Source organism: Amycolatopsis taiwanensis DSM 45107 (assembly GCF_000519205.1).
Lineage (GTDB): Bacteria > Actinomycetota > Actinomycetes > Mycobacteriales > Pseudonocardiaceae > Amycolatopsis_E > Amycolatopsis_E taiwanensis.
Window position 1 is genome coordinate 280,121 of sequence record NZ_KI912598.1, and the last position, 19,188, is coordinate 299,308.

General features: G+C 70.0%; 21 protein-coding genes and 1 pseudogene. 11 read left to right on the forward strand and 11 right to left on the reverse strand.

The features are described 5' to 3' along the window. The first annotated feature begins 246 nt into the window (after positions 1-246). Genes A3CU_RS0136100 through pucD form a run of 4 tightly spaced genes read left to right on the forward strand, consistent with a single transcriptional unit; the run spans position 247 to position 5,259 of the window. On the forward strand, positions 247-1,155 hold the full coding sequence (locus tag A3CU_RS0136100; RefSeq protein WP_027946324.1) for an FAD binding domain-containing protein: 909 nt from the start codon (positions 247-249) through the stop codon (positions 1,153-1,155). Further along, positions 1,146-1,601, forward strand: coding sequence for a (2Fe-2S)-binding protein (locus A3CU_RS0136105; protein ID WP_027946325.1), 456 nt, complete (start codon positions 1,146-1,148; stop codon positions 1,599-1,601). Before A3CU_RS0136100 ends, A3CU_RS0136105 begins: the two co-directional genes overlap by 10 nt. Further along, complete coding sequence (locus A3CU_RS0136110; protein ID WP_027946326.1) at positions 1,598-2,938, forward strand: 8-oxoguanine deaminase; 1,341 nt, start codon at positions 1,598-1,600, stop codon at positions 2,936-2,938. The genes A3CU_RS0136105 and A3CU_RS0136110 overlap by 4 nt, the downstream gene beginning before the upstream one ends. Before the next feature lie 32 nt (positions 2,939-2,970). Then, a complete protein-coding gene (gene pucD, locus A3CU_RS0136115) occupies positions 2,971-5,259 on the forward strand; it encodes a xanthine dehydrogenase subunit D (protein WP_027946327.1) in 2,289 nt (762 codons plus the stop codon). Here pucD and A3CU_RS55300 read toward each other — a convergent pair. Together A3CU_RS55300 and A3CU_RS55895 are read right to left on the reverse strand one after the other, a co-directional pair. Next, positions 5,252-5,671: a cysteine hydrolase family protein gene (locus tag A3CU_RS55300; protein ID WP_425388310.1), complete on the reverse strand. Its 420-nt coding sequence runs from the start codon at positions 5,669-5,671 to the stop codon at positions 5,252-5,254. The genes pucD and A3CU_RS55300 overlap by 8 nt on opposite strands. A gap of 10 nt (positions 5,672-5,681) precedes the next feature. Then, a pseudogene (locus tag A3CU_RS55895) lies at positions 5,682-5,906 on the reverse strand (isochorismatase family protein); the annotation flags it as partial. A 54-nt stretch (positions 5,907-5,960) separates the two neighbouring features. Here A3CU_RS55895 and A3CU_RS0136125 point away from each other — a divergent pair. Further along, positions 5,961-6,476: a PadR family transcriptional regulator gene (locus tag A3CU_RS0136125; RefSeq protein ID WP_027946328.1), complete on the forward strand. Its 516-nt coding sequence runs from the start codon at positions 5,961-5,963 to the stop codon at positions 6,474-6,476. A 47-nt stretch (positions 6,477-6,523) separates the two neighbouring features. Beyond that, positions 6,524-7,444, forward strand: a complete 921-nt coding sequence (locus A3CU_RS0136130; RefSeq protein ID WP_027946329.1) for an ABC transporter substrate-binding protein — start codon at positions 6,524-6,526, stop codon at positions 7,442-7,444. A 95-nt stretch (positions 7,445-7,539) separates the two neighbouring features. Here A3CU_RS0136130 and pucL read toward each other — a convergent pair whose 3' ends face one another. The 4 genes from pucL to A3CU_RS0136150 are packed head-to-tail and all read right to left on the reverse strand — an operon-like array spanning position 7,540 to position 9,708. Beyond that, positions 7,540-8,421 carry a factor-independent urate hydroxylase gene (gene pucL, locus A3CU_RS0136135; protein WP_027946330.1) on the reverse strand — a complete coding sequence of 294 codons (882 nt, stop codon included), beginning with the start codon at positions 8,419-8,421 and terminating at the stop codon, positions 7,540-7,542. A 5-nt stretch (positions 8,422-8,426) separates the two neighbouring features. Then, entirely contained in the window at positions 8,427-8,741 is a 315-nt protein-coding gene (gene uraH / locus A3CU_RS0136140) for a hydroxyisourate hydrolase (RefSeq protein WP_027946331.1), read from the reverse strand. Continuing rightward, positions 8,738-9,205 (reverse strand): 2-oxo-4-hydroxy-4-carboxy-5-ureidoimidazoline decarboxylase, encoded by a 468-nt coding sequence (locus A3CU_RS0136145; RefSeq protein WP_027946332.1) that lies wholly within the window; start codon positions 9,203-9,205, stop codon positions 8,738-8,740. The genes uraH and A3CU_RS0136145 overlap by 4 nt, the downstream gene beginning before the upstream one ends. A 32-nt stretch (positions 9,206-9,237) precedes the next feature. After that, on the reverse strand, positions 9,238-9,708 hold the full coding sequence (locus A3CU_RS0136150) for a helix-turn-helix domain-containing protein (RefSeq protein WP_027946333.1): 471 nt from the start codon (positions 9,706-9,708) through the stop codon (positions 9,238-9,240). 100 nt (positions 9,709-9,808) lie between these two features. Between A3CU_RS0136150 and A3CU_RS0136155 the strand changes: the two genes are divergently transcribed. From A3CU_RS0136155 to alc, 5 genes are read left to right on the forward strand one after another with little or no spacing between them, the layout of a single operon-like run. Next, the gene (locus tag A3CU_RS0136155) at positions 9,809-10,612 is read left to right on the forward strand and encodes a hydroxypyruvate isomerase family protein (RefSeq protein WP_027946334.1); all 804 of its coding nucleotides are present in this window, start codon (positions 9,809-9,811) and stop codon (positions 10,610-10,612) included. Between the two features lie 27 nt (positions 10,613-10,639). Beyond that, complete coding sequence (locus A3CU_RS0136160) at positions 10,640-11,524, forward strand: 2-hydroxy-3-oxopropionate reductase (RefSeq protein ID WP_027946335.1); 885 nt, start codon at positions 10,640-10,642, stop codon at positions 11,522-11,524. Between the two features lie 4 nt (positions 11,525-11,528). Beyond that, positions 11,529-11,690, forward strand: coding sequence for a hypothetical protein (locus tag A3CU_RS53100; RefSeq protein ID WP_156960733.1), 162 nt, complete (start codon positions 11,529-11,531; stop codon positions 11,688-11,690). Between the two features lie 50 nt (positions 11,691-11,740). Beyond that, positions 11,741-13,069, forward strand: a complete 1,329-nt coding sequence (gene allB / locus A3CU_RS53105; RefSeq protein WP_027946336.1) for an allantoinase AllB — start codon at positions 11,741-11,743, stop codon at positions 13,067-13,069. Beyond that, on the forward strand, positions 13,066-14,073 hold the full coding sequence (alc, locus tag A3CU_RS0136175) for an allantoicase (RefSeq protein ID WP_027946337.1): 1,008 nt from the start codon (positions 13,066-13,068) through the stop codon (positions 14,071-14,073). The genes allB and alc overlap by 4 nt, the downstream gene beginning before the upstream one ends. Before the next feature lie 881 nt (positions 14,074-14,954). Here alc and A3CU_RS0136185 read toward each other — a convergent pair. Genes A3CU_RS0136185 through A3CU_RS0136205 form a run of 5 tightly spaced genes read right to left on the reverse strand, consistent with a single transcriptional unit; the run spans position 14,955 to position 19,040 of the window. After that, a complete protein-coding gene (locus A3CU_RS0136185) occupies positions 14,955-15,725 on the reverse strand; it encodes an MBL fold metallo-hydrolase (RefSeq protein ID WP_027946338.1) in 771 nt (256 codons plus the stop codon). Positions 15,726-15,768: 43 nt separating this feature from the next. Next, the gene (locus A3CU_RS0136190) at positions 15,769-16,245 is read right to left on the reverse strand and encodes a CoA-binding protein (RefSeq protein WP_027946339.1); all 477 of its coding nucleotides are present in this window, start codon (positions 16,243-16,245) and stop codon (positions 15,769-15,771) included. Next, on the reverse strand, positions 16,242-17,531 hold the full coding sequence (locus tag A3CU_RS0136195) for an O-acetylhomoserine aminocarboxypropyltransferase/cysteine synthase family protein (RefSeq protein ID WP_027946340.1): 1,290 nt from the start codon (positions 17,529-17,531) through the stop codon (positions 16,242-16,244). The genes A3CU_RS0136190 and A3CU_RS0136195 overlap by 4 nt, the downstream gene beginning before the upstream one ends. A gap of 58 nt (positions 17,532-17,589) precedes the next feature. Next, the gene (locus A3CU_RS0136200) at positions 17,590-18,204 is read right to left on the reverse strand and encodes a (2Fe-2S)-binding protein (RefSeq protein ID WP_027946341.1); all 615 of its coding nucleotides are present in this window, start codon (positions 18,202-18,204) and stop codon (positions 17,590-17,592) included. Continuing rightward, positions 18,201-19,040, reverse strand: a complete 840-nt coding sequence (locus A3CU_RS0136205; RefSeq protein WP_027946342.1) for a putative RNA methyltransferase — start codon at positions 19,038-19,040, stop codon at positions 18,201-18,203. Before A3CU_RS0136205 ends, A3CU_RS0136200 begins: the two co-directional genes overlap by 4 nt. Positions 19,041-19,188 lie beyond the last annotated feature (148 nt).

Genomic DNA, 19,188 nt, shown 5'->3' on the forward strand with positions numbered 1-19,188 from the left:
AGAGTGTTGGCGGCCTGCCTCCCCGCCCCCGTGCAGGGGGTCTGGGGGCCTGCCCCCGGTCGGGGGTGTGGGGGCGGAGCCCCTACAGAACACAGTGGTGTCGCGTTACCACGGGTGCCTATCTCACCTTGTGGATGGCGTTCCGTCATCTTTGTAGGAAACCACAAAAGAGCCACCGATCGGCCGCTCGTAGTTCATACTGCGGCGCCGTTGTCGCCGGGCGGGTGACGGCGGTCTACTGACTGGATGGACTTCCTGCGCCCGACCACCCTCGACGAGGCGCTGGCCGTCAAGGCCGAGCGGCCGGACGCGGTGCCCATCGCGGGCGGCACCGACGTCATGGTCGAGCTGAACTTCGATCACCGCCGCCCGGCGGCCCTGCTGGACCTCACCGGCGTCGCCGAACTCGCGGAATGGGCCAGCGAATCGGACACAGGATCGGACACAGGATCGGACTCGGCCCGCTCGCGTGTCCGGCTCGGCGCGGGCGTGCCGTACACCCGGTTGATCACGGACCTGGCACGGCCGCTGCCTGCGTTGGCGACGGCGGCTCGCACTGTCGGGTCCCCACAGATCCGCAACCGTGGCACCGTCGGCGGCAACCTGGGCACGGCCTCGCCGGCCGGCGACACCCATCCCGTGCTGCTGGCCACCGGAGCGGAGATCGAGATCGCCTCGGTCCGGGGCACGCGCCTGGTACCGGCCGACGATTTCTACGTCGGGGTCAAGCGCAGCGTCCTCGCCGAGGACGAACTGATCACCGCCGTTCACCTGCCCACCGCCACCGGCCCCCAGCAGTTCGCGAAGGTCGGCACGCGCAACGCCATGGTGATCGCGGTCTGCTCGTTCGCGATCGCACTGGAGCCCGGCCGGGTCCGGGCGGCCATCGGCTCGGCCGCGCCCACCCCGCGCCGGGCACGCGCGGCCGAGGATTTCCTGGCCGGCGAACTGCCGTGGGCGTCGCCGGTCCCGCTGCGTGACTCGGTCAAACGGCGCTTCGGCGAGCTGGTCGCCTCGGTGGCCGAGCCCATCGACGACGTGCGCGGCACGGCCGCCTACCGCTCGCATGCGCTCGCCGTCCTCGCTCGCCGCACCTTGGGGTGGGCATGGCAGGAATTCCTCGACAAGCACCGGAAGGACGACGCATGCGCGTGAACGTGACGGTGAACGGCGAGCCACGCCAGGCCGACGACGTGTGGGAGGGCGAAAGCCTGCTCTATCTGCTACGCGAGCGGCTCGGCCTCCCCGGCTCCAAAAACGCTTGCGAGCAAGGCGAATGCGGTTCGTGCACGGTGTATCTGGACGGCGTGGTGGTCTGCGCGTGCCTGGTCGCGGCCGGCCAGGCCGAGGGCCGCGAGGTGCGCACGGTGGAGGGTCTCGCCGACGGCGACCAGCTCGATCCGGTCCAGCAGGCGTTCGTGGCGGCCGGGGCGGTGCAGTGCGGGTTCTGCACGCCGGGGCTGGTCGTCGCCGCGCACGACCTGTTGCGGCGGGTGCCCGAGCCCAGCGACGAAGAGATCCGCGAGGCGCTCGCCGGGAACCTGTGCCGGTGTACCGGTTACGAGAAGATCCTCGACGCGGTGCGGATGGTGGCCCGATGATCACCATCCTGGACCACGCGGCGATCTGCACCGTGGACGCCGCCGGCACCGAGTTCCGTCACGGTCACGTGGTCATCGACGGCGAGCGCATCGTGGCGGTCGGCGAAGGACCGGCCACGGTGGCGGCAGACCGTCGAATCGACGCCACCGGTTGCCTGGTCACGCCGGGTCTGGTCAACACCCACCACCACCTCTACCAGTGGGCGAGCAGGGGGCTCGCCGCCGACTCGACGCTGTTCCAGTGGCTGGTCGAGCTGTACCCGGTCTGGGGCAGGCTGGACGCCGAGATCACGCACGCCGCGGCGAGCGCCGGTCTCGCGCGGCTGGCGCAGAGCGGCTGCACCACGGTGGCCGACCACCATTACGTCTTCCCGGCCGACGGCGGCGACCAGATCGAGGCGCTCGTCTCGGCGGTTCGCCGGATCGGCGTGCGGGCCCACCTCGTGCGCGGCTCGATGGATCGCGGTGAATCCGACGGTGGCCTGCCCCCGGACAATGTGGTCGAAGAGACCGAGGCCGCGCTGCTCGGCACCGAGCAGGCCATCGACGCTTACCACGATCCGGCGGCGGGCGCCCGGATCCGAGTCGCGGTGGGGCCCTGCTCGCCGTTCTCGGTGAGCGAGCGGTTGATGACCGGTTCCGCGGAACTGGCCCGCCGCAAAGGTGTCCGGCTGCACACCCATCTCGCCGAGACTCTCGACGAGGAGGCCCAGTGCCTCGCGGAATTCGGCTGCACTCCCGCCGAGTACGCCGACAAGCTGGGCTGGCTCGCCGGCGACGTGTGGTTGGCGCACGGTGTGCACCTCGCGTCCGCGGCGATCCGCAGGCTCGGCGAGACCGGCACCGGTGTCGCGCATTGCCCGACGTCGAACGGTCGTCTCGGCGCCGGCATCGCACCCGTGCGAAAGTTGCTCGACAGCGGTTCGCCGGTAGGACTCGGGGTCGACGGGGCCGCGTCCAACGAGTCCGGTGGACTCGCCGACGAACTGCACGAGTCACTGCTTCAGGCACGTCAGCTCGGCGGCCCGACCGCGCTGACCGTCCGGCAGGCGTTGTGGCTGGGCACCATGGGCGGGGCGCGCTGCCTCGGCCGAGCTGACGAGCTCGGTTCGGTGGAGCCCGGCAAGCTGGCCGATCTCGCCGTCTGGGACCTGGGTGGCCTGCGGTACGCGGGGATCGAGGACCCGGTGGCGGCACTGGTGCTCGGCCCCGTACCGCCCGTGCGACTCCTGCTGGTCGGCGGCGAGACCGTGGTGGCCGACGGGGAGCTGCGCACGGCCGACGAGTCCACTTTGGCCGGCGAACTTTCCGCGGCGAGCGGGAGGCTTCGACGATGACACCCCTTGTGCCAACTCGCGGAGGAACGGCGATGACCTCGGTGCAGGCTATCGGCACGGCGAACGGGGTGGGCACCAGCGCCCACCGCCCGGACGGCTCGGTCAAGGTACGCGGCGAATTCGCGTACTCGTCGGACCTGTGGCACGAGGACATGCTGTGGGGCGCCACGCTGCGCAGCCCGCACCCCCATGCCCGGATCAAGGGCATCGACATCACGCAGGCCCTTGCCGTGCAAGGGGTTCATGCCGTGCTGACGCACGAGGACGTGCCCGGGACGAACCGGTACGGCCTCGAACGCCCCGACCAGCCGGTGCTGGCCGAGGGCATCGTCCGGTATCAGGGCGAGCCGGTGGCGTTGGTGGCGGCGGACCACCCGGAAACCGCGCAGCGGGCGATGAAGCGGATCGCGGTGGACTACGAGGTGCTCGATCCGGTCACCGATGCGGAGCGCGCGGTCGCGGGGGAGGCGCCACGGCTGCACCCGGGCGGGAACGTGGTGCGGCACGTGCCGATCCGCTCGGGCCTGTTCACCTCCGGTACGGACGTGTCGGCCGAGGTTGTCGTGAGCGGTTGTTACGAGGTCGGCATGCAGGACCAGGCCTTTCTCGGACCGGAGTCCGGCCTGGCGGCCCCGGCGGAGGACGGCGGCGTCGATCTGTATGTGGCAACGCAATGGCTGCACGTGGACCAGCGACAGATCGTCGCCGCCCTCGGGCTGCCCGCGGAAAAGGTGCGGCTGACCCTGGGCGGGGTCGGCGGCGCGTTCGGCGGGCGTGAGGATCTGTCGATCCAGGTGCACGCGTGCCTGCTCGCGTTGCACACCGGCAGGCCGGTGAAGATGGTCTACAACCGCGAGGAATCCTTCTACGGGCACGTCCACCGGCATCCGGCCAAGCTGTACTACGAGCACGGCGCCGACCGTGACGGCAAGCTGGTCTATGTCAGGGCGCGGATCTTCCTCGACGGCGGCGCCTACGCTTCGTCGACCCCGGCCGTGGTCGCGAATGCCGCCACCCTCGGCGCCGGGCCCTACGACGTGCCGAACGTGTCGATCGACTGCTGGGGCGCGTACACGAACAACCCGCCGTGTGGCGCGATGCGCGGGTTCGGCGCGGTGCAGGCGGCGTTCGCCTACGAGTCGCAAATGGACAAGCTCGCCGCAGCGTGCGGGCTCGATCCGGTGGAGGTTCGAGTGCGCAACGCGATGGGAGAAGGCTCCCGAATGCCTACTGGGCAGGTGGTGGACTCGCCGGCTCCGGTGGCGGAACTGTTGCGGCGCTTGGCGAGCAAGCCGTTGCCGCCCGAGCCTTCGGGTTCCCGGGACCTGCGTACGTTGCCCGGTGGGGTGTCGAACACTACGCACGGCGAGGGTGTGGTGCGAGGCGTGGGCTATGGCGTGGGGATCAAGAACATTTGCTTCTCCGAAGGTTTCGACGACTATTCGACCGCGCGGGTACGGCTGGAGGTAGTCGGGGGCGAGGCGGCGGCGACGGTGCAGACCGCCGCATGTGAGGTCGGGCAGGGGCTGGTCACGGTGCTGCAGCAGATCGTGCGGACCGAACTCGGTGTCGAGCGGGTCACCGTGCTGCCGGTGGACACCACCATCGGGAACGCCGGGTCCACTTCGGCGTCCCGGCAGACGTATGTGACCGGGGGCGCGGTGCAGGCGGCGTGCCTGGCCGTGCGGTCGGCGCTGTTCGACCGGGCCAGGGGCGAGTTCGGTGGCGTGGCGGGCGAATTCGGTGTCGTTGGCGGGAAACTCGTGTCCACACAGGACGGTGTGTTCGCCGACCTGGTGGATGTGCTGGGCTCGGCGGCGATCGAGGAGACCGTCCAGTGGCGGCACCGGCCGACCGAGACGCTCGACCCGGAAACCGGCGCGGGCAACGCGCATGTGCAGTACGGGTTCGCGGCGCATCGGGCGGTCGTGGACGTCGACATCGAGCTGGGCCTGGTCAAGGTGGTGGCGCTGGACTGCGCTCAGGATGTCGGCAAGGCGATGAACCCGCAGGCCGTGCTCGGGCAGATTCACGGCGGTTCGGCGCAGGGACTCGGGCTCGCGGTGATGGAGGAGATACAGATCCTTCAGGGCCGGATCCGCAATCCGTCGTTCACCGACTATCTGATCCCGACCGTGCTCGACATGCCGCCCATGGACGTTGACGTGCTGGAACTGCCCGACCCGCATGCCCCGTACGGCCTGCGCGGCGTCGGCGAACCGCCGACCATCTCGTCGACCCCGGCGATCGTGGCAGCGATCCGCGCCGCGACCGGCCGGGACCTGCCGCGGGTCCCGGTACGACCGGAGCACCTCATCTGATCACCTGGAGACAGTTCGTTATCTGCTCGGCGGTCAGCACCAGCGCGAAACCTTTGCGCAGCACGGCGAGTTCGGGTTCCTGCCGGGACTCGTCGTCGGTGGCCGTCACATCGGCTCCGAACACCACCTGGTAGCCGCGTTCGTACGCCTGGCGGGCCGTGGTGCCGCAACAGTAGTTGGTGAGCGTGCCGGTGACGATGACCGTGTCCCGGCCGAGGTTGCGTAGCACCGTATCCAAAGGCGTGTCGTAGAACGCCCCGTAGGACGGTTTTCGGATCACTACCTCGTCGGTGCGCTGTCCCATCCGGTCCCACACCGCGGCCGGGCCCGGGCGGCGCCAGTCCGTGTCGGCGTGTGGGAGATAGCGCAGGGCGTTCGGCCGGTCCAGACCGAGGTGGGTGTCGTCGAATATGGTCGGAGATCACCGGGACCGACGCGGCCCGGCAGGCTTCGACGAGTTGCCGCAGTCGAGGCGCCATGCGGGTCGCTGCCGGCACCCAGTATGGGCTCCAGCCGGGCCGGACGAACTCGTCCTGCATGTCGATCACCAGCAGCGCCGCGCGCTCCGGCAGTACCTCGAACGAGGCCTGGCCGTGTTCGTAGGCGTGCCGCGCACGCGCGGTCACCCATTCCTCGCTGTATTCCATCCTCACCCATGCATCGATTCGATGTACATCGCTTCGATGTGAGAGGATAGCAGCGTGCTCGAACTCGCGATCCTGGGTTTCCTGGCCGAAGGAGCCCTGCACGGCTATCAACTGCGCCGCCGCATCGCGCAGTTGTCCGGCCACGCCCGCCCGGTCAGCGAAGGCAGCCTTTACCCGGCGATCAAGCGCCTGACCGCCGCCGGGCTGCTGGACCGACGGACCGAACCGGGTACCTCGGCCGCCCCGCGGCACATCCTGAGCCTGACCGATGCCGGCCGCGCCGAATTGCTGCGCCGGCTCAGGGATCCCGAGGACCTGGAGATCAGCGACAGCACCCGGTTCTTCACCATCCTCGCCTTTCTGTCCCAACTCCCCGACGTCGCCGACCAGCACGCGGTGCTGCGCCGGCGGCTCGCCTTCCTCGAACAGCCCGCGAGTTTCTTCTACGACGACGACCGGCCGTTGCGCGCCGAGGACACCGGAGATCCTTACCGGCGCGGCATGCTCGTCGTCGCTCGGGCGACCAGCCGCGCGGAACGCGCCTGGCTGCGCGAAATGGTCGAGCCCTGAGCTCGGGACTGCTGCGCCGCGGCGGTGCAGGGCCTATCGTGCCGAGAGTGCGGATCGTGTCGTTGCTGCCCGCGGCCACCGATTTCGTGGCCGCCGTGGGCCGGTTGCCGGAGTTGGTGGGCCGGACCCACGAGTGTGATTGGCCGCCGGGCGCGGTGGCGGCCGTGCCGGTGGTGACGGCCAGCGAGGTCGAACCCGAGGTGATGTCCAGCCGGGAGATCTCCGACGCGGTGGGCGGCGCGAGCCATCACGGGTCATCACTGTACACATTGGATTCAGGCCGACTCGCTGAGTTGGCGCCCGACGTCGTGTTCACCCAGGATCTGTGCGAGGTGTGCGCGGTGTCCTACCGCCGGGTGTGCGAGGCGGTGCGGGTGCTGGACGCGGGGCCGCGGGTGGTCAGTCTGGAACCCCGCACCCTGTCCGACGTGCTCGACTGCCTGCGGGTGGTGGGCGATGTGCTGGGCGCGACGGAAGCTGCCGCCGACCACGCCACCGAGTTGCGCGCACGGCTGGAGCGGGTGAGTCGGCTAGTGGCGGGCTTGGCCCGTCCGCGAGCCATGGCGATCGAGTGGCTGGAACCGGTGTGGCCGGCCGGGCACTGGGTGCCCGACCAGATCGGGCACGCCGGGGGAGTGGCCTTGCTGGGCGCGTCCGGTGAGCACACGCGGCCGATTCCCTGGCAGGCGGTGCTGGACGCGGCCCCCGACGTGCTGTTGCTGATGCCGTGCGGCTTCCCGCCCGAGCGAACCGTCGCGGAGTTGCACGCGCTCACCGACCGTCCCGGCTGGCCGGACCTGCCGGCCGTGCGGGCCGGCGCGGTATGGGTACTGGATGGTCCGGCCTACTTCAATCGGCCCGGCCCCAGGGTCGTCCGCGGTGTCGAGGTGCTGGCGAGCGTATTGCACGGCGTCGAGATCGGCCCGCCCGTCACCGCCGCCGAGGCACGCCGCGTCGCGGTGCCCTAGATAGAAACTCACGTGCCTGGGGCGGGAACTCGCGTGCCTGAGGCGGGAACTCGCGTGCCTGGGCCGGGGACACGCGTTGCGTGCTGGGACCGGGGTCAGTGCGGATTCCACGCGGGGCCTGCGTCCTCCGCGTCGTCCCGGAGCACGGTGCCTTCGATCAGGCCGTACGGGCGGTCGGCGGCGTAGAAGACCTCGTTGTCGTTGGTCAGGCCGAACGGGCTCAGATCGACCGCGAAGTGGTGCTTGTTCGGCAGCGACAGGCGGACCTCGGCGACCTCCGGCCGGTGGGTGAGCACCGCTTCGCCCATCGAGTACAGGGTTTGCTGCAGCGACAGGCTGTGCTTGGTGGCGAAGGTTTCCAGCATAATCCGGCGCACTTCGCGGAAGCTCTCGCCCCAGCCGGCCTTCTCGCCCTGGTGACGCCAGCGTGCGGTCACCGCCGTGGCCAGGATCCGGTCGTCCGTTTCGGCCAGCGTCGTGTATTCGTCGCGCGGGAAGCCGTGGAACTCCGAGCCCGCCGACTTGAGCACCACGAGGTCCGCCAGCCCGGAGACGACCCACGACCGGTCGTCCTGCACGGTCACCGCGGTCGTGCGCTTTTCCGCACCGGAGCGCAGGAACGAGTGCTCGTGTGGCTTGCCCTCGACCGCGATCCGGTCCCAGCCGTGTTCGTCGATCATGACCCGGGCGCCGGTGATGTGCCCGAACCGGTCCACGAAGTGCCGGGCCAGCCGCAGCGCGAAGTCTTCGATCTCGCCGACAGGGCTTTCCTTCGCGAAGGCGTACACCGTGTTCTTCTGAGTGTCAGTGGCGACCACGACGGAGTTGTCGCCCGTGAGGTGCGTGGCGGCGAGGTCCCCGCGCAACGCCGTGGACACGGTGAGGTCCTTGATGTGGTGCACCGGGCCATCCCGCTTCACCGTGACCAGGCGAACCTCTGCCTTGCCGTACTGGTTTGGCCCCAGGATGACAGCCAGGCTGATCAACTCCCTCGGTAGGTGGTGTAGGAGAACGGGCTCAGCAGCACCGGCACGTGGTGGTGCGCGGCGCCGTCGCGGATCCGGAAACTGACGACGACTTCGGGAAAGAACCCGTCCGGCCCGAGATAGCCCGCGGTGTCGAAGACGAGCCGGTACACGCCGGGAGTCAACTCCTCCGGCCCGAGGTCGCGAACCCGGCCGTCGTCGTCCGTCCGCGCCTCACCCAGGACCGAGCCCTCGAACTCCAGGCGTACCCCGATGCCTTTCGCGGGCCGGCCCGCGGCCGTGTCGAGGACGTGCGTGGTCACCAGGCTCACGAGAGCACCGCCTTCCGCAGCCGGCGGACCGCGATCTTGAGCAGTTCCCGGCCGGCCACGGCGAGTTCGGTCTCCGGGTCGTTGGCCATCCGGCTCCGCAGATCGGCGAGCAGTTCGTCGCCGTCCCGCCCCGCCGCGCACACCAGGTACACGTGTCCGAAGCGGTGTTCGTATTCCGCGTTTGCTTCACGGAACCGCTCCGCGGCGTCATCGTCCACACCGGACTGCTCCGCGCGGGACCAGCCCGCCGCCCGCTCGCCGATGCGCGGATGGGCCTCGATCGCGCGCCGGGTCTCCGCCGGATCCAACGGGGATACCGCGGCGGCCGCGTTCACCAGCGCGTCCATGCTCCGGTACGGCCGCCCGGCGAGCACCGTGTCAACCCACCGCGGGACCGAGAGACACGCCGTGAGCATGGGCCGGACCTCGCCGGCCGGCGCGCTGTTGAATCCGGCGAGGTCCATGCCCACGATGGTCGGTCAACATTTTGTTGAAGTCAATCGCCCTCGCGGTTCAGGTAGTTGTAGACGGTGAACCGGGTGACGCCGAGCGCTTCGGCGACGGTCACCACCGCCTTGCGCATTTCGAAGGCACCGCGTTCCTCCAGCAGACGGACCGCGCGTTGCTTGTCCGAACGGCCGAGGCCGGACAGCGGGCCACCGAGTTGGCCTTCCACCTCGCGGATCAGGACATCCAGGGTGTGCGGGCCCGGATGGTGTTTCCCGGGTGCCTTCGAGGTGGACACCTGGAGGGTGAACCGGGTGGCGCCACCGGCGAACGCGGCCGTGGCGATCGCCGGCAAGGCGTCCAGGAGGACCTCGGCCTCGCCGCTGGCGGTCGTACCCAGCGGGCCGAAGTCGATCTCGAGTCCCGCTTCGGCCGCGGCCTCGCGGGCGCGTACGGCGTGGTCAGGCGGCCGGCCTTCGCCGTGGAAGGGTTCGGTGGTGAACTCGGCTGTCAACTCCACCTTGGCAAGGTAACCCGTTGACGTGTGCCCAAGCACGGAGCTATTCTCATATAACGGAACAAAGATTCCACTATACGAAACTGAATAGAAGAAGAGACTCATGCGCTACGACGTGAACCTGTCCATCCTGTTCACTGAGCTTCCCCTCCTCCAGCGGGCCGAGGCGGCCCGGAAGGCCGGGTTCGGCGCGGTCGAGTTCTGGTGGCCGTTCGACCGCGCGGTGCCTTCCGATACCGAGGTGGATGCCTTCGAGCGGTCGATCACCGACGCCGGTGTGCGGCTGGTGGGGCTGAACTTCTTCGCCGGGGACATGCCCTCCGGTGACCGCGGCCTCGTTTCGTGGCCCGGCCGGGAGCGGGAGTTCGCCGACAGCGTCGCGGTCGCGATCGGCATCGCCGAGCGTCTCGGCTGTCGCACGTTCAACGCCCTCTACGGCAACCGTATCGATGGTGCGGACCCCTCGGCCCAGGACGATCTCGCGGTATCCAATCTGGACTCCGCCGCCGCGGCGGCGGAGCGGATCGGTGCCAGGCTGGTGATCGAGCCGCTGTCCGGCGCCGGGCGGTACCCGCTTCGCACGGCCGCCGATGCGCTCGCGGTGATCGACAAGGTCGGTCGAGAGAACCTCGCGTTGCTGTTCGACCTCTATCACCTGGCCGTCAACGGTGACGATCTCGACGCCGTGATCGACGGGCACATCGACCGCATCGGCCATGTGCAGATCGCGGACGTGCCCGGCCGCCACCAGCCCGGCACGGGCTCCCTGGACATCGAGCGCTACTTGCGCAAGCTGGCCGACCGCTCCTACGAAGGCTGTGTCGGCCTGGAGTACATCCCGGCCGGCCCGAGCGAGCAGTCCTTCGGCTGGCTGGACCGGGCCGGTATCCCGTGGCGGCAGGGCTGAGCACGCACGAACGAGCGGAGGCAAGCGATGACGAAGGTCGGATTCATCGGGCTCGGGATCATGGGCGGGCCGATGGCCGCGAACCTGGTCAAGGCCGGCTTCGAGGTCACCGGTTACAACCGGAGTCGAGCAGGAGTGGACAGGCTGGTGGCCGCGGGCGGCCGGGGAGCGAACAGCGTCGGTCAGGCCGTGCGCGATGCCGACGCGGTGATCACCATGCTGCCCGACTCGCCCGACGTCCGCGCCGTCGTGCTGGGTGAGGACGGCGTGCTCGCCCACGCTCGCGAGGGAGCGTTGCTGATCGACTGCAGCACGATCCGCCCCGACGTCTCCCGTGAGGTCGGCCAAGCCGCCGCGGCCAAGGGAATCCAGGCGCTCGACGCGCCCGTGTCCGGCGGGGAACAGGGTGCGATCGAGGGCAACCTGTCGATCATGGTGGGCGGCGCGGCCGAGGCGTTCGAGACCGCCCGCGAGGTGTTCGACGTGGTCGGCGCGACGATCGTGCACGTGGGCGGGCCCGGTGCGGGGCAGACCGTCAAGGCGGCGAACCAGCTGATCGTGGCCGGCACGATCGAACTGGTCGCCGAGTCGCTGGTGTTCCTGGAGGCCCACGGCGTGGACACCGGCGCGGCGATCGAGGTGCTCGCCGGTGGGCTGGCGGGCAACCGGATCCTGGACCGCAAGGCACCGGCGATGGTCCGCCGCGAGTTCACGCCCGGCTTCCGGGTCGAACTGCACCACAAGGATCTGGGCATCGTGCTCCAGGCGGCCCGCGAGGCTGGTGTCGTCATTCCGTTGGGCGCCGCCGTCGCCCAGCTCATGGCCGCACTCGAGGCCCAGGGACACGGCGCGCTCGACCACGGCGCACTGCTCAAACTCGTCGAACAGCTTTCCGGTCGCGGTCAGGAGTGAACCCGTGCCCAGAGCTCCGGGTGAGCGAAGGCGTGCACACCGCGTTCGGCTGCCCGGCGCGGTGATCCTGCCGCAGCGCAAGGAGGCCGAGCGCACCAGCCGCCCGGTGCTGGTGGAAATCATGATCGTGCGCGGAGAATGCCGCGACGGGCACGTCGGTGGCTAACGTGGTTGAGTTCGAGCCGGTGGCCGAACGCGGGTGACGAGGAGGCGGCGGTGGACCTGGTGTTCCGGGCGCGGCGGGTGGTCACACCCGACGGCGAGGGCCCGTGCGAGGTCGGCGTCGAGGACGGCCGGATCGTCGCCGTCGGCGCCGGCGCCGGCGCCGGCCTGACCGGTGACCGGGTCGTGGAACTCGGTGATGACGTCGTGCTGCTGCCCGGGCTGGTCGACACGCACGTCCACGTCAACGACCCGGGCCGCACCGAGTGGGAGGGCTTCGAAACGGCGACCCGCGCGGCGGCGGCCGGCGGGGTCACCACGATCGTCGACATGCCGCTCAACAGCCTCCCGCCGACCGTGGATGTGGCTTCGCTGGCGGTGAAACGCAAGACCGCGCAAGGGCGAGTGCACGTCGACGTCGGGTTCTGGGGCGGAGCCGTGCCCGGCAACCGCGGTGACCTGCGCGCCCTGCACGAGGCCGGGGTGTTCGGCTTCAAGTGTTTCCTGGCCGACTCCGGGGTCGAGGAGTTCCCGCCGCTGGCCGAGGCCGAGCTGGAAGCGGACCTGGCCGAGCTGGCAGGCTTCGGCGCGACGATGATCGTGCATGCGGAGGACTCGGCCGCGATCGAGCACGCGCCAGGGCCGCACGGCACGCGCTACGCCGATTTTCTGCGCTCCCGGCCACGGGAGGCGGAGAACCTCGCCATCGCACGGGTGATCGAGCTCGCGCGCCGGACCGGCGCCCGCGTACACATCCTGCATCTGTCCTCTTCGGACGCTCTGCCGATGATCGCCCGGGCCCGCGCCGACGGCCTGGCGCTGACCGTCGAGACCTGCCCGCACTACCTGACCTTCGCCGCCGAGGAGATCGCCGACGGCGCGACCCAGTTCAAGTGCTGCCCGCCGATCCGGGAAGCGGCCAACCGGGATCTGCTGTGGCAGGGCCTGCGCGCGGGCTTGATCGACTGCGTGGTCAGCGACCACTCGCCGTGCACGCCCGAGCTGAAACGCTTTGACACCGGCGATTTCGGCGTGGCCTGGGGCGGCATCTCCGGCCTGCAACTCGGCCTGCCCGCGGTGTGGACCCAGGCGCGGCAACGCGGATGCAGCCTCGCCGAGGTGGTGCACTGGATGGCCGAGCGGCCGGCGAGCCTGGTCGGCCTGGCGGCCAAGGGCCGGATAGCCCCGGGCCACGACGCCGATTTCTGCGTGTTCGCGCCGGACGAGGAATTCGTGGTGGACGCCGGAAACCTGTGGCACCGCAACCCCGTGAGCGCCTATCACGGGCGCCAACTGGCCGGCGTGGTGCGGAGCACCTGGCTGCGCGGCGAGGAGATCACCGGCCGGCACCCGGCCGGCCGTTTGCTCGGGAGGCAGCCGTGACCGACCATCCTCAGTGGACGATCGAGCCCGACCTGGCGTCGCGGCGCGTCGGCGGCGGCGTGGTCTGGGCGAACGACGAGCTGTTCGCCGAGCGGGAGAACCTGATCAAGCCCGAGCCGCCGGTGTTCCAGCCGGCGACCTTCGGCCACAAGGGGCAGGTCTACGACGGCTGGGAAACCCGCCGTCGCCGCGAGCCCGGCCAAGACCACGCGATCGTCCGGCTCGGCCTGCCCGGCGTGCTGTCCGGGGTCGTCGTGGACACGTCGTTCTTCACCGGCAACTACCCGCCGTTCGCCTCCGTCGAGGCGGTGGCGGCGGATGGTTACCCGAGTCCGGCCGAGCTGTCCGAAATGGACTGGACGACGGTGGTGCCGCGGTCGCCGCTCGCCGGTGACGCCCCGAACCATTTCGCCGTCGAATCGGACCGGCGGTACACCCACGTGCGGTTGACGATCTACCCCGACGGCGGGGTCGCCCGGCTGCGCGTGCACGGCACCCCCGTCGCCGACCCGCGCCTGCTGGACCTCGGTTCACTCGACCTCGCCGCGCTGGAGAACGGCGCGCGCATCACCGAGGCCAGTAACATGTTCTACGCGTTGCCGGCCAACCTGATCTCGCCTGGTTTCGCGCGGGTGATGGGGGAGGGCTGGGAAACCGCGCGCCGCCGGGACGACGGCAACGACTGGGTGATCGTCGAACTGGCCGCGGCCGGCGTGCCCCGGTTCGCGGAGCTGGACACCACGCACTTCAAGGGCAATGCCCCCGGCTGGGCCGGGTTGAGCGGGAGGTCGGACGGCTCGTGGTTCGAGGTCCTGCCCCGCACCCGCCTGCAGCCCGACACCCGCCATCGGTTCGTCGTCGAGGATGCTCGCGAACTCACCCACCTCCGGCTGGACATCTATCCCGACGGCGGGATGGCCCGCCTCCGCTTGTTCGGCGCGTTGACCGAGGCGGGCCGTAAGGCATTCACACAGCGGTTTCTCGACGCTTCTCGCTCCACCTGACGGAGATCAGTTGCTCTGGGCGAGTGCGCAGATCCCTTGTAGACACCGTCGAGGACGTCGCGCAGTGCAATGAGAAGGGGAGCGAGGTTGCTGATGGACTTGCCGAGTTTGAAAAGGAAGTTGGCGACCTTGCTGGCGGCGCGGCCGATGGCGGAAACGCCCTGTGCGACCACGACGGTGTGGCCAGGCCGAGGGAAGCCACTTCTTCGACGACGAGGCTGACGAGGTAGCCGACCAGGGACGCGATGACGTTGCGGACCATGGTCCGTACCCGGCAACGAGTTCGGAGGCCATCTCGGCCACGGTTTTGGGGGTGTCGGCCGCGCCAGAGGTGGCAATGGCGAGGTTGGCGATGTGATGGGCCTGCGACCGGTACCTGGCCGCTGCCTCGCCGGTCCAGGATTTTGCGCAGCGGTTCGAGGAGCATCGTTTCCCGCGCGAGCGAGCAAGCCGCGCGGCCCGATCACCCCCCGGGGATTAGAAACCGGCCAGCAACAGATAGTCGCCGAGCGTCACCTGCTCCCGCTCGATCTAGACGTCCTGCGCCATCTGCGTGCCGGTCCAGACGATCCGTGCCCGGGAACCCCGCGGTGCGGCAGGGTAGACGTGCTGCCCCGCCAGCCACGCGACCAGCTCCATAACCCGAGGACGAGACCGGCAAATCTGACAGCCGCTGGCTGTTACCGGCTCCCCGCCCACACCTCCGCCAGGTGCTTCAGCGCAGTGGCGCTGTGTGCCGGAAGGTCGATGTGTTCGCTGCCAACCGGGAACTCAGCGTCCCAGCCCGGGAATTCGCATTCCCGAGGCGAGAACTTGCGTGCTTGAGCCGGGAACTGGGAGGCCTGAGGCGGGGACACACCTCGAGAGTCGAAGACGCGCCACTAGTCGCCAGTGGCCCAGGTTTCGCCCGGTTCGAGCAGGTGGAGGCGATCGGTCAGGCCCGCCTCGGCGAAGCTCTTGCGGAGGCGGTCCGGACCTTCGCTGAAATGCTGCCAGCCCCGGGTGTGCAGCGGCACGACGTGCCGGGCGCCGAGGATCCGGGTGGCTCCGGCCGCGTCCTCGCTGGTGAGGGTCAGCGCGGCGCCGTTGAGCACCTGCGTTCGCGCCGCGCCGGCGAACAGCACGGCGACGTCGACCTTCCGCACCCGGCGGGCGATCTGCTGCACCACCTCCAGCGAGGCGTTGTCGCCGCTGATGTAGACCGTCGGGATGTTCCGGCCACCGCTGAGCACGAACCCGGTGACCTCGCCGACCACCCGCTCCGCCCCCGGCGGGCCGTGCAGCGCGGGCACCGAGGTGACCTCGAGCTCTCCCAGCCTGATCGTCGCCCACGGCGGCAGGCCCTGCGCCGTGCCGCCCAGCCGGGCGGCGCCGCTGGTCGTGGTCAGCGTGAGCAGGCTCTCTTCGACGAACTTTCGTCCACCCGCGTCCAGGTTGTCCGCGTGTTGGTCGTGGGACAGCAAAACGGCGTCGACCGCACCGACCTCGTCGGCGGTCAGCGCGGCGTCCTCGGTCTTGGTCAACTGGCGCCCTCCACCGGATGGCTGCGCCCCGGCGGGACTGAAGGTCGGATCGGTGAGCAGGCGCTTGCCGCCGATCTCCAGCAGCGCGGTCGGCCCACCGATGAACGTCAGTCGCAGATCTTGCGTCATGTCAGCCGTCAACTTTCCGTGCTTGCCCGTTGTTCCCGACACATCACGGCGTTCGGCGCCGTGAGCTGATCACACCGGTGTTGAAGCCGGCCAGGTGAAGGCCGCCGGAGAAGCGGGCGTGCTCGATCTTCACGCAGCGGTCCATCACCACGTCGAGCCCGGCCGCGACGCCGCGCTCGGCGACCGGCTCGTGCCACAGTCCGAGCTGGAGCCACAACGTGCGGGCGCCCGCGCCGATCACCTCCTCCGTGACCTCCGGCAGATCGTCGTGCCGGCGGAACACGCTCACCAGGTCCAGCGGGCCCGGCACGTCCGCCAGCGACGGGTACACCGGCTGCCCGAGCAGTTCGCTCAGGCGCGGGTTGACGAAGTTGACCCGGTAGCCGGTGGCGGACAACAGGTAGGTGGCCACGAAAAAGCTCGGCCGCGCCGCATTGGCGGACGCACCGACGATGGTGACCGACTTCGTCCGGCTCAGGATGTCTTGGCGGTCGCGTGCGGTGGGCGGAGTCCAGCTCACGATTTCACCGCCGCGGTCAGTGCCTGGTCGATGTCCCAGCGGAGGTCGTCGACGTCCTCCAGGCCGACCGACAGGCGGATCAGGTCCGGTCCGACCCCGCCGCCGCGCAACTGCTCGTCGGAGAGTTGCTGGTGCGTGGTCGACGCGGGATGGATCACCAGGCTGCGGGCGTCGCCGATGTTCGCCAGATGTGACAGCAGCTCGACCGACTCGACGAACTTCTCGCCCGCGGCACGTCCACCCTTCACCCCGAACGAGAACACCGCGCCGGGGCCCTGCGGCAGGTAGCGTTTCGCGCGCTCGTGATGCGGATGAGCAGGCAACCCGGCGTAGTTCACCCACGCCACACGGTCGTCCGCGTCCAGGAACTCGGCGATGGCCTGTGCGTTCTTGACATGCGCGTCCATGCGTTGCGGCAAGGTCTCGACTCCTTGCAGCAACAGGAAAGCCGAGTGCGGTGACAGTGCGGCGCCGATGTCGCGCAACTGCTCGGCGCGCAATCGTGTGCAGAACGCGTACTCGCCGAAGTTCTCCCACCACTTCAACCCGCCGTACGAGGCGACGGTGTCGGTCATCCTGGGGAACTTTCCGTTGCCCCAGTTGAACTTGCCCGACTCCACCACGATCCCGCCGAGCGTGGTGCCGTGCCCACCGAGGAACTTGGTGGCCGAGTGCAGCACGATGTCGGCGCCGTGCTCGATCGGACGGCACAGGTATGGCGTGGCCAGGGTCGCGTCCACCACCAGCGGGATGTCGTGCGCGTGCGCGACTTCGGCGAGACCGGCGATATCTGCGATGTCCCCGCCGGGATTGCCGATGATTTCCGTGTAGACAAGGCGAGTCTTGTCGTTGATGGCCGCGGCGTAGTCGTCGAGGCCGCTCCCGGAGACGAACGTGGTGTCCACGCCGAAGCGGCGAAGCGTGCCGTCGAGCTGAGTTACCGTGCCGCCGTAAAGGCCGCTCGCGGAAACGATGTGCTCGCCCGCCTCGGCCAGCGCCGAGAACGTAAGGAACTCCGCGGCCTGCCCGCTCGCGGTGGCGACCCCGCCGATGCCGCCTTCGAGACTGGCCATCCGTTCCTCGAAGGCGGCCACCGTCGGATTGCTGATCCGGCTGTAGACGTTGCCGTACTTCTGCAAGGCGAACAGATTGGCCGCATCGGAGGCGTCCTCGAACACGAAGCTCGTCGTCTGGTAGATCGGCACGGCTCTGGATCCGGTCGCTGGATCCGGCGTGCCCCCGGCGTGCAGGGCACGCGTGCGAAAGCCCCAGCTGCGTTCACTCACACCGCCGACCGTACTGGACAACGAAGTTCTCGACGAGGAGTCGCGCGCGTGCCTGCGGTCAGTGGGCGCCGAGTGCCGCCCGCACGCGGCTTTCCCGCTCGGCCGGCGGCTGGCGCGGGCAACTGACGCACTTCGGTTGGCCCACCTGGTAAATCAGGCAACAGGAGGCGCGTCGCACCACCAAGTTCGAACCGAGTTCGACGTAGCGTGGTCGCGGCATCCGAATTCCCGTTGCGGCAACGAGCGGCGCTGCGCGTTCGGGGGTGCCTGCCCACAGCAGGCGGTTCGCGATGGAGTCCGTGGCGATCGCGCGCAACGCCGGGGAACGGGCGCCGGTCACCGCCTCGATCGCCGCGATCGCGGACGCCAGCGCCACGCCCAGCGCCCGGCCGAGCTCGTCGAGGCCGCCGTCGAGCGGGCGGGCGGAGCGGGCGTCGAGGAGCCGGCCGTCGGCGGTGACGTCGAGCGTGACCGCATCCAGCGCGGGATCCCGGGCCGTTCCGGTGGCCGCCCACGACTGGAGCGCGGGTGCGACCAGGACGGATGACGCCGAGTACCACCAGATGACACCTAGTACCGGGTCCGGCGCGCGGCGGTGGCGCCGGGCGGTCAGGTGGAGTTGCGCCCGCAGCCAGCGCGGGTCGGTGAGGGAGGTTGCCGGTACCGCGCTCACCCGGCCAGTCTCCGTGGCCGGTAAACCGAAATCAGGAACGAAGCGGTGACTGTCACCGGCTCGTCGACGTCGTCAAGGCGCGCCAGCCGTTGCGGATGGTGCGCGCTCGGGCCCATCCGCACCACCCGCCGCACGTCGTCGGGCGGCAGCACGAGGGTGCGCACGAGATCCTGCCTGCTCACCAGCTCGAAATGGGCGGCGAGGCCGGAGTCGAGCCGCTCTTCCTTGCGGCTGTCCACGTCCAGGAGATCCACCACCGCGGTCAGCTCGCGAAGGTGGTCGCCCCGCGGCGACACCACGATCAGAGTGCCCCCGGGTGCGAGGACGCGATGGAACTCCGCGCCGTTGCGCGGCGCGAACACGTTCAGCAACAGCGCCGCCGACCCGCTCGCGACCGGCCAGGGCTCCCACAGGTTCCACACCACCGCGCCCAGCCGCTCATGTGCCCGCGCCGCCCGGCGCAGCGCCATCGCCGACACGTCCAGGGCGAGCCCGGGCGTACCGGTGCGCCGGTCGAGAACCCCGGCCAGGTAGTAGCCGGTGCCCGCCCCCGCGTCCACGACGAGCCCCGGCTCCGCCCCGGCGGCCCGCTCGGCGATGCACTCGGCCAACTCGGCGTAGTACCCCGCCGCGAGGAACTCCACCCGCGCGGCCACCATCTCGGCGGTGTCGGCGGTGCCGGACGGCACGCGGGCGTGCAGCAGGTTGACGTACCCCTGTTTGGCCAGGTCGAACGAATGCCCCCGCCGGCAGCGCAGCGCCCTCCCGTCGAGCTCGACCGCGTCACCGCACACCGAGCAGCGAAGTGCCTGAACGACCGCGGTGGGAAGACCCATGCCCCAATCTCACCAGACCCGGTCGACAGCGCGAGTCCCACACTCCCGTAGCGCGAGTCCCACGTTCCGGTCGCGCGAGTCCCACACTCCCGTAGCGCGAGTCCCACACTCCCGTAGCGTGAGTCCCGCGTTCCCGTAGCGCGAGTTT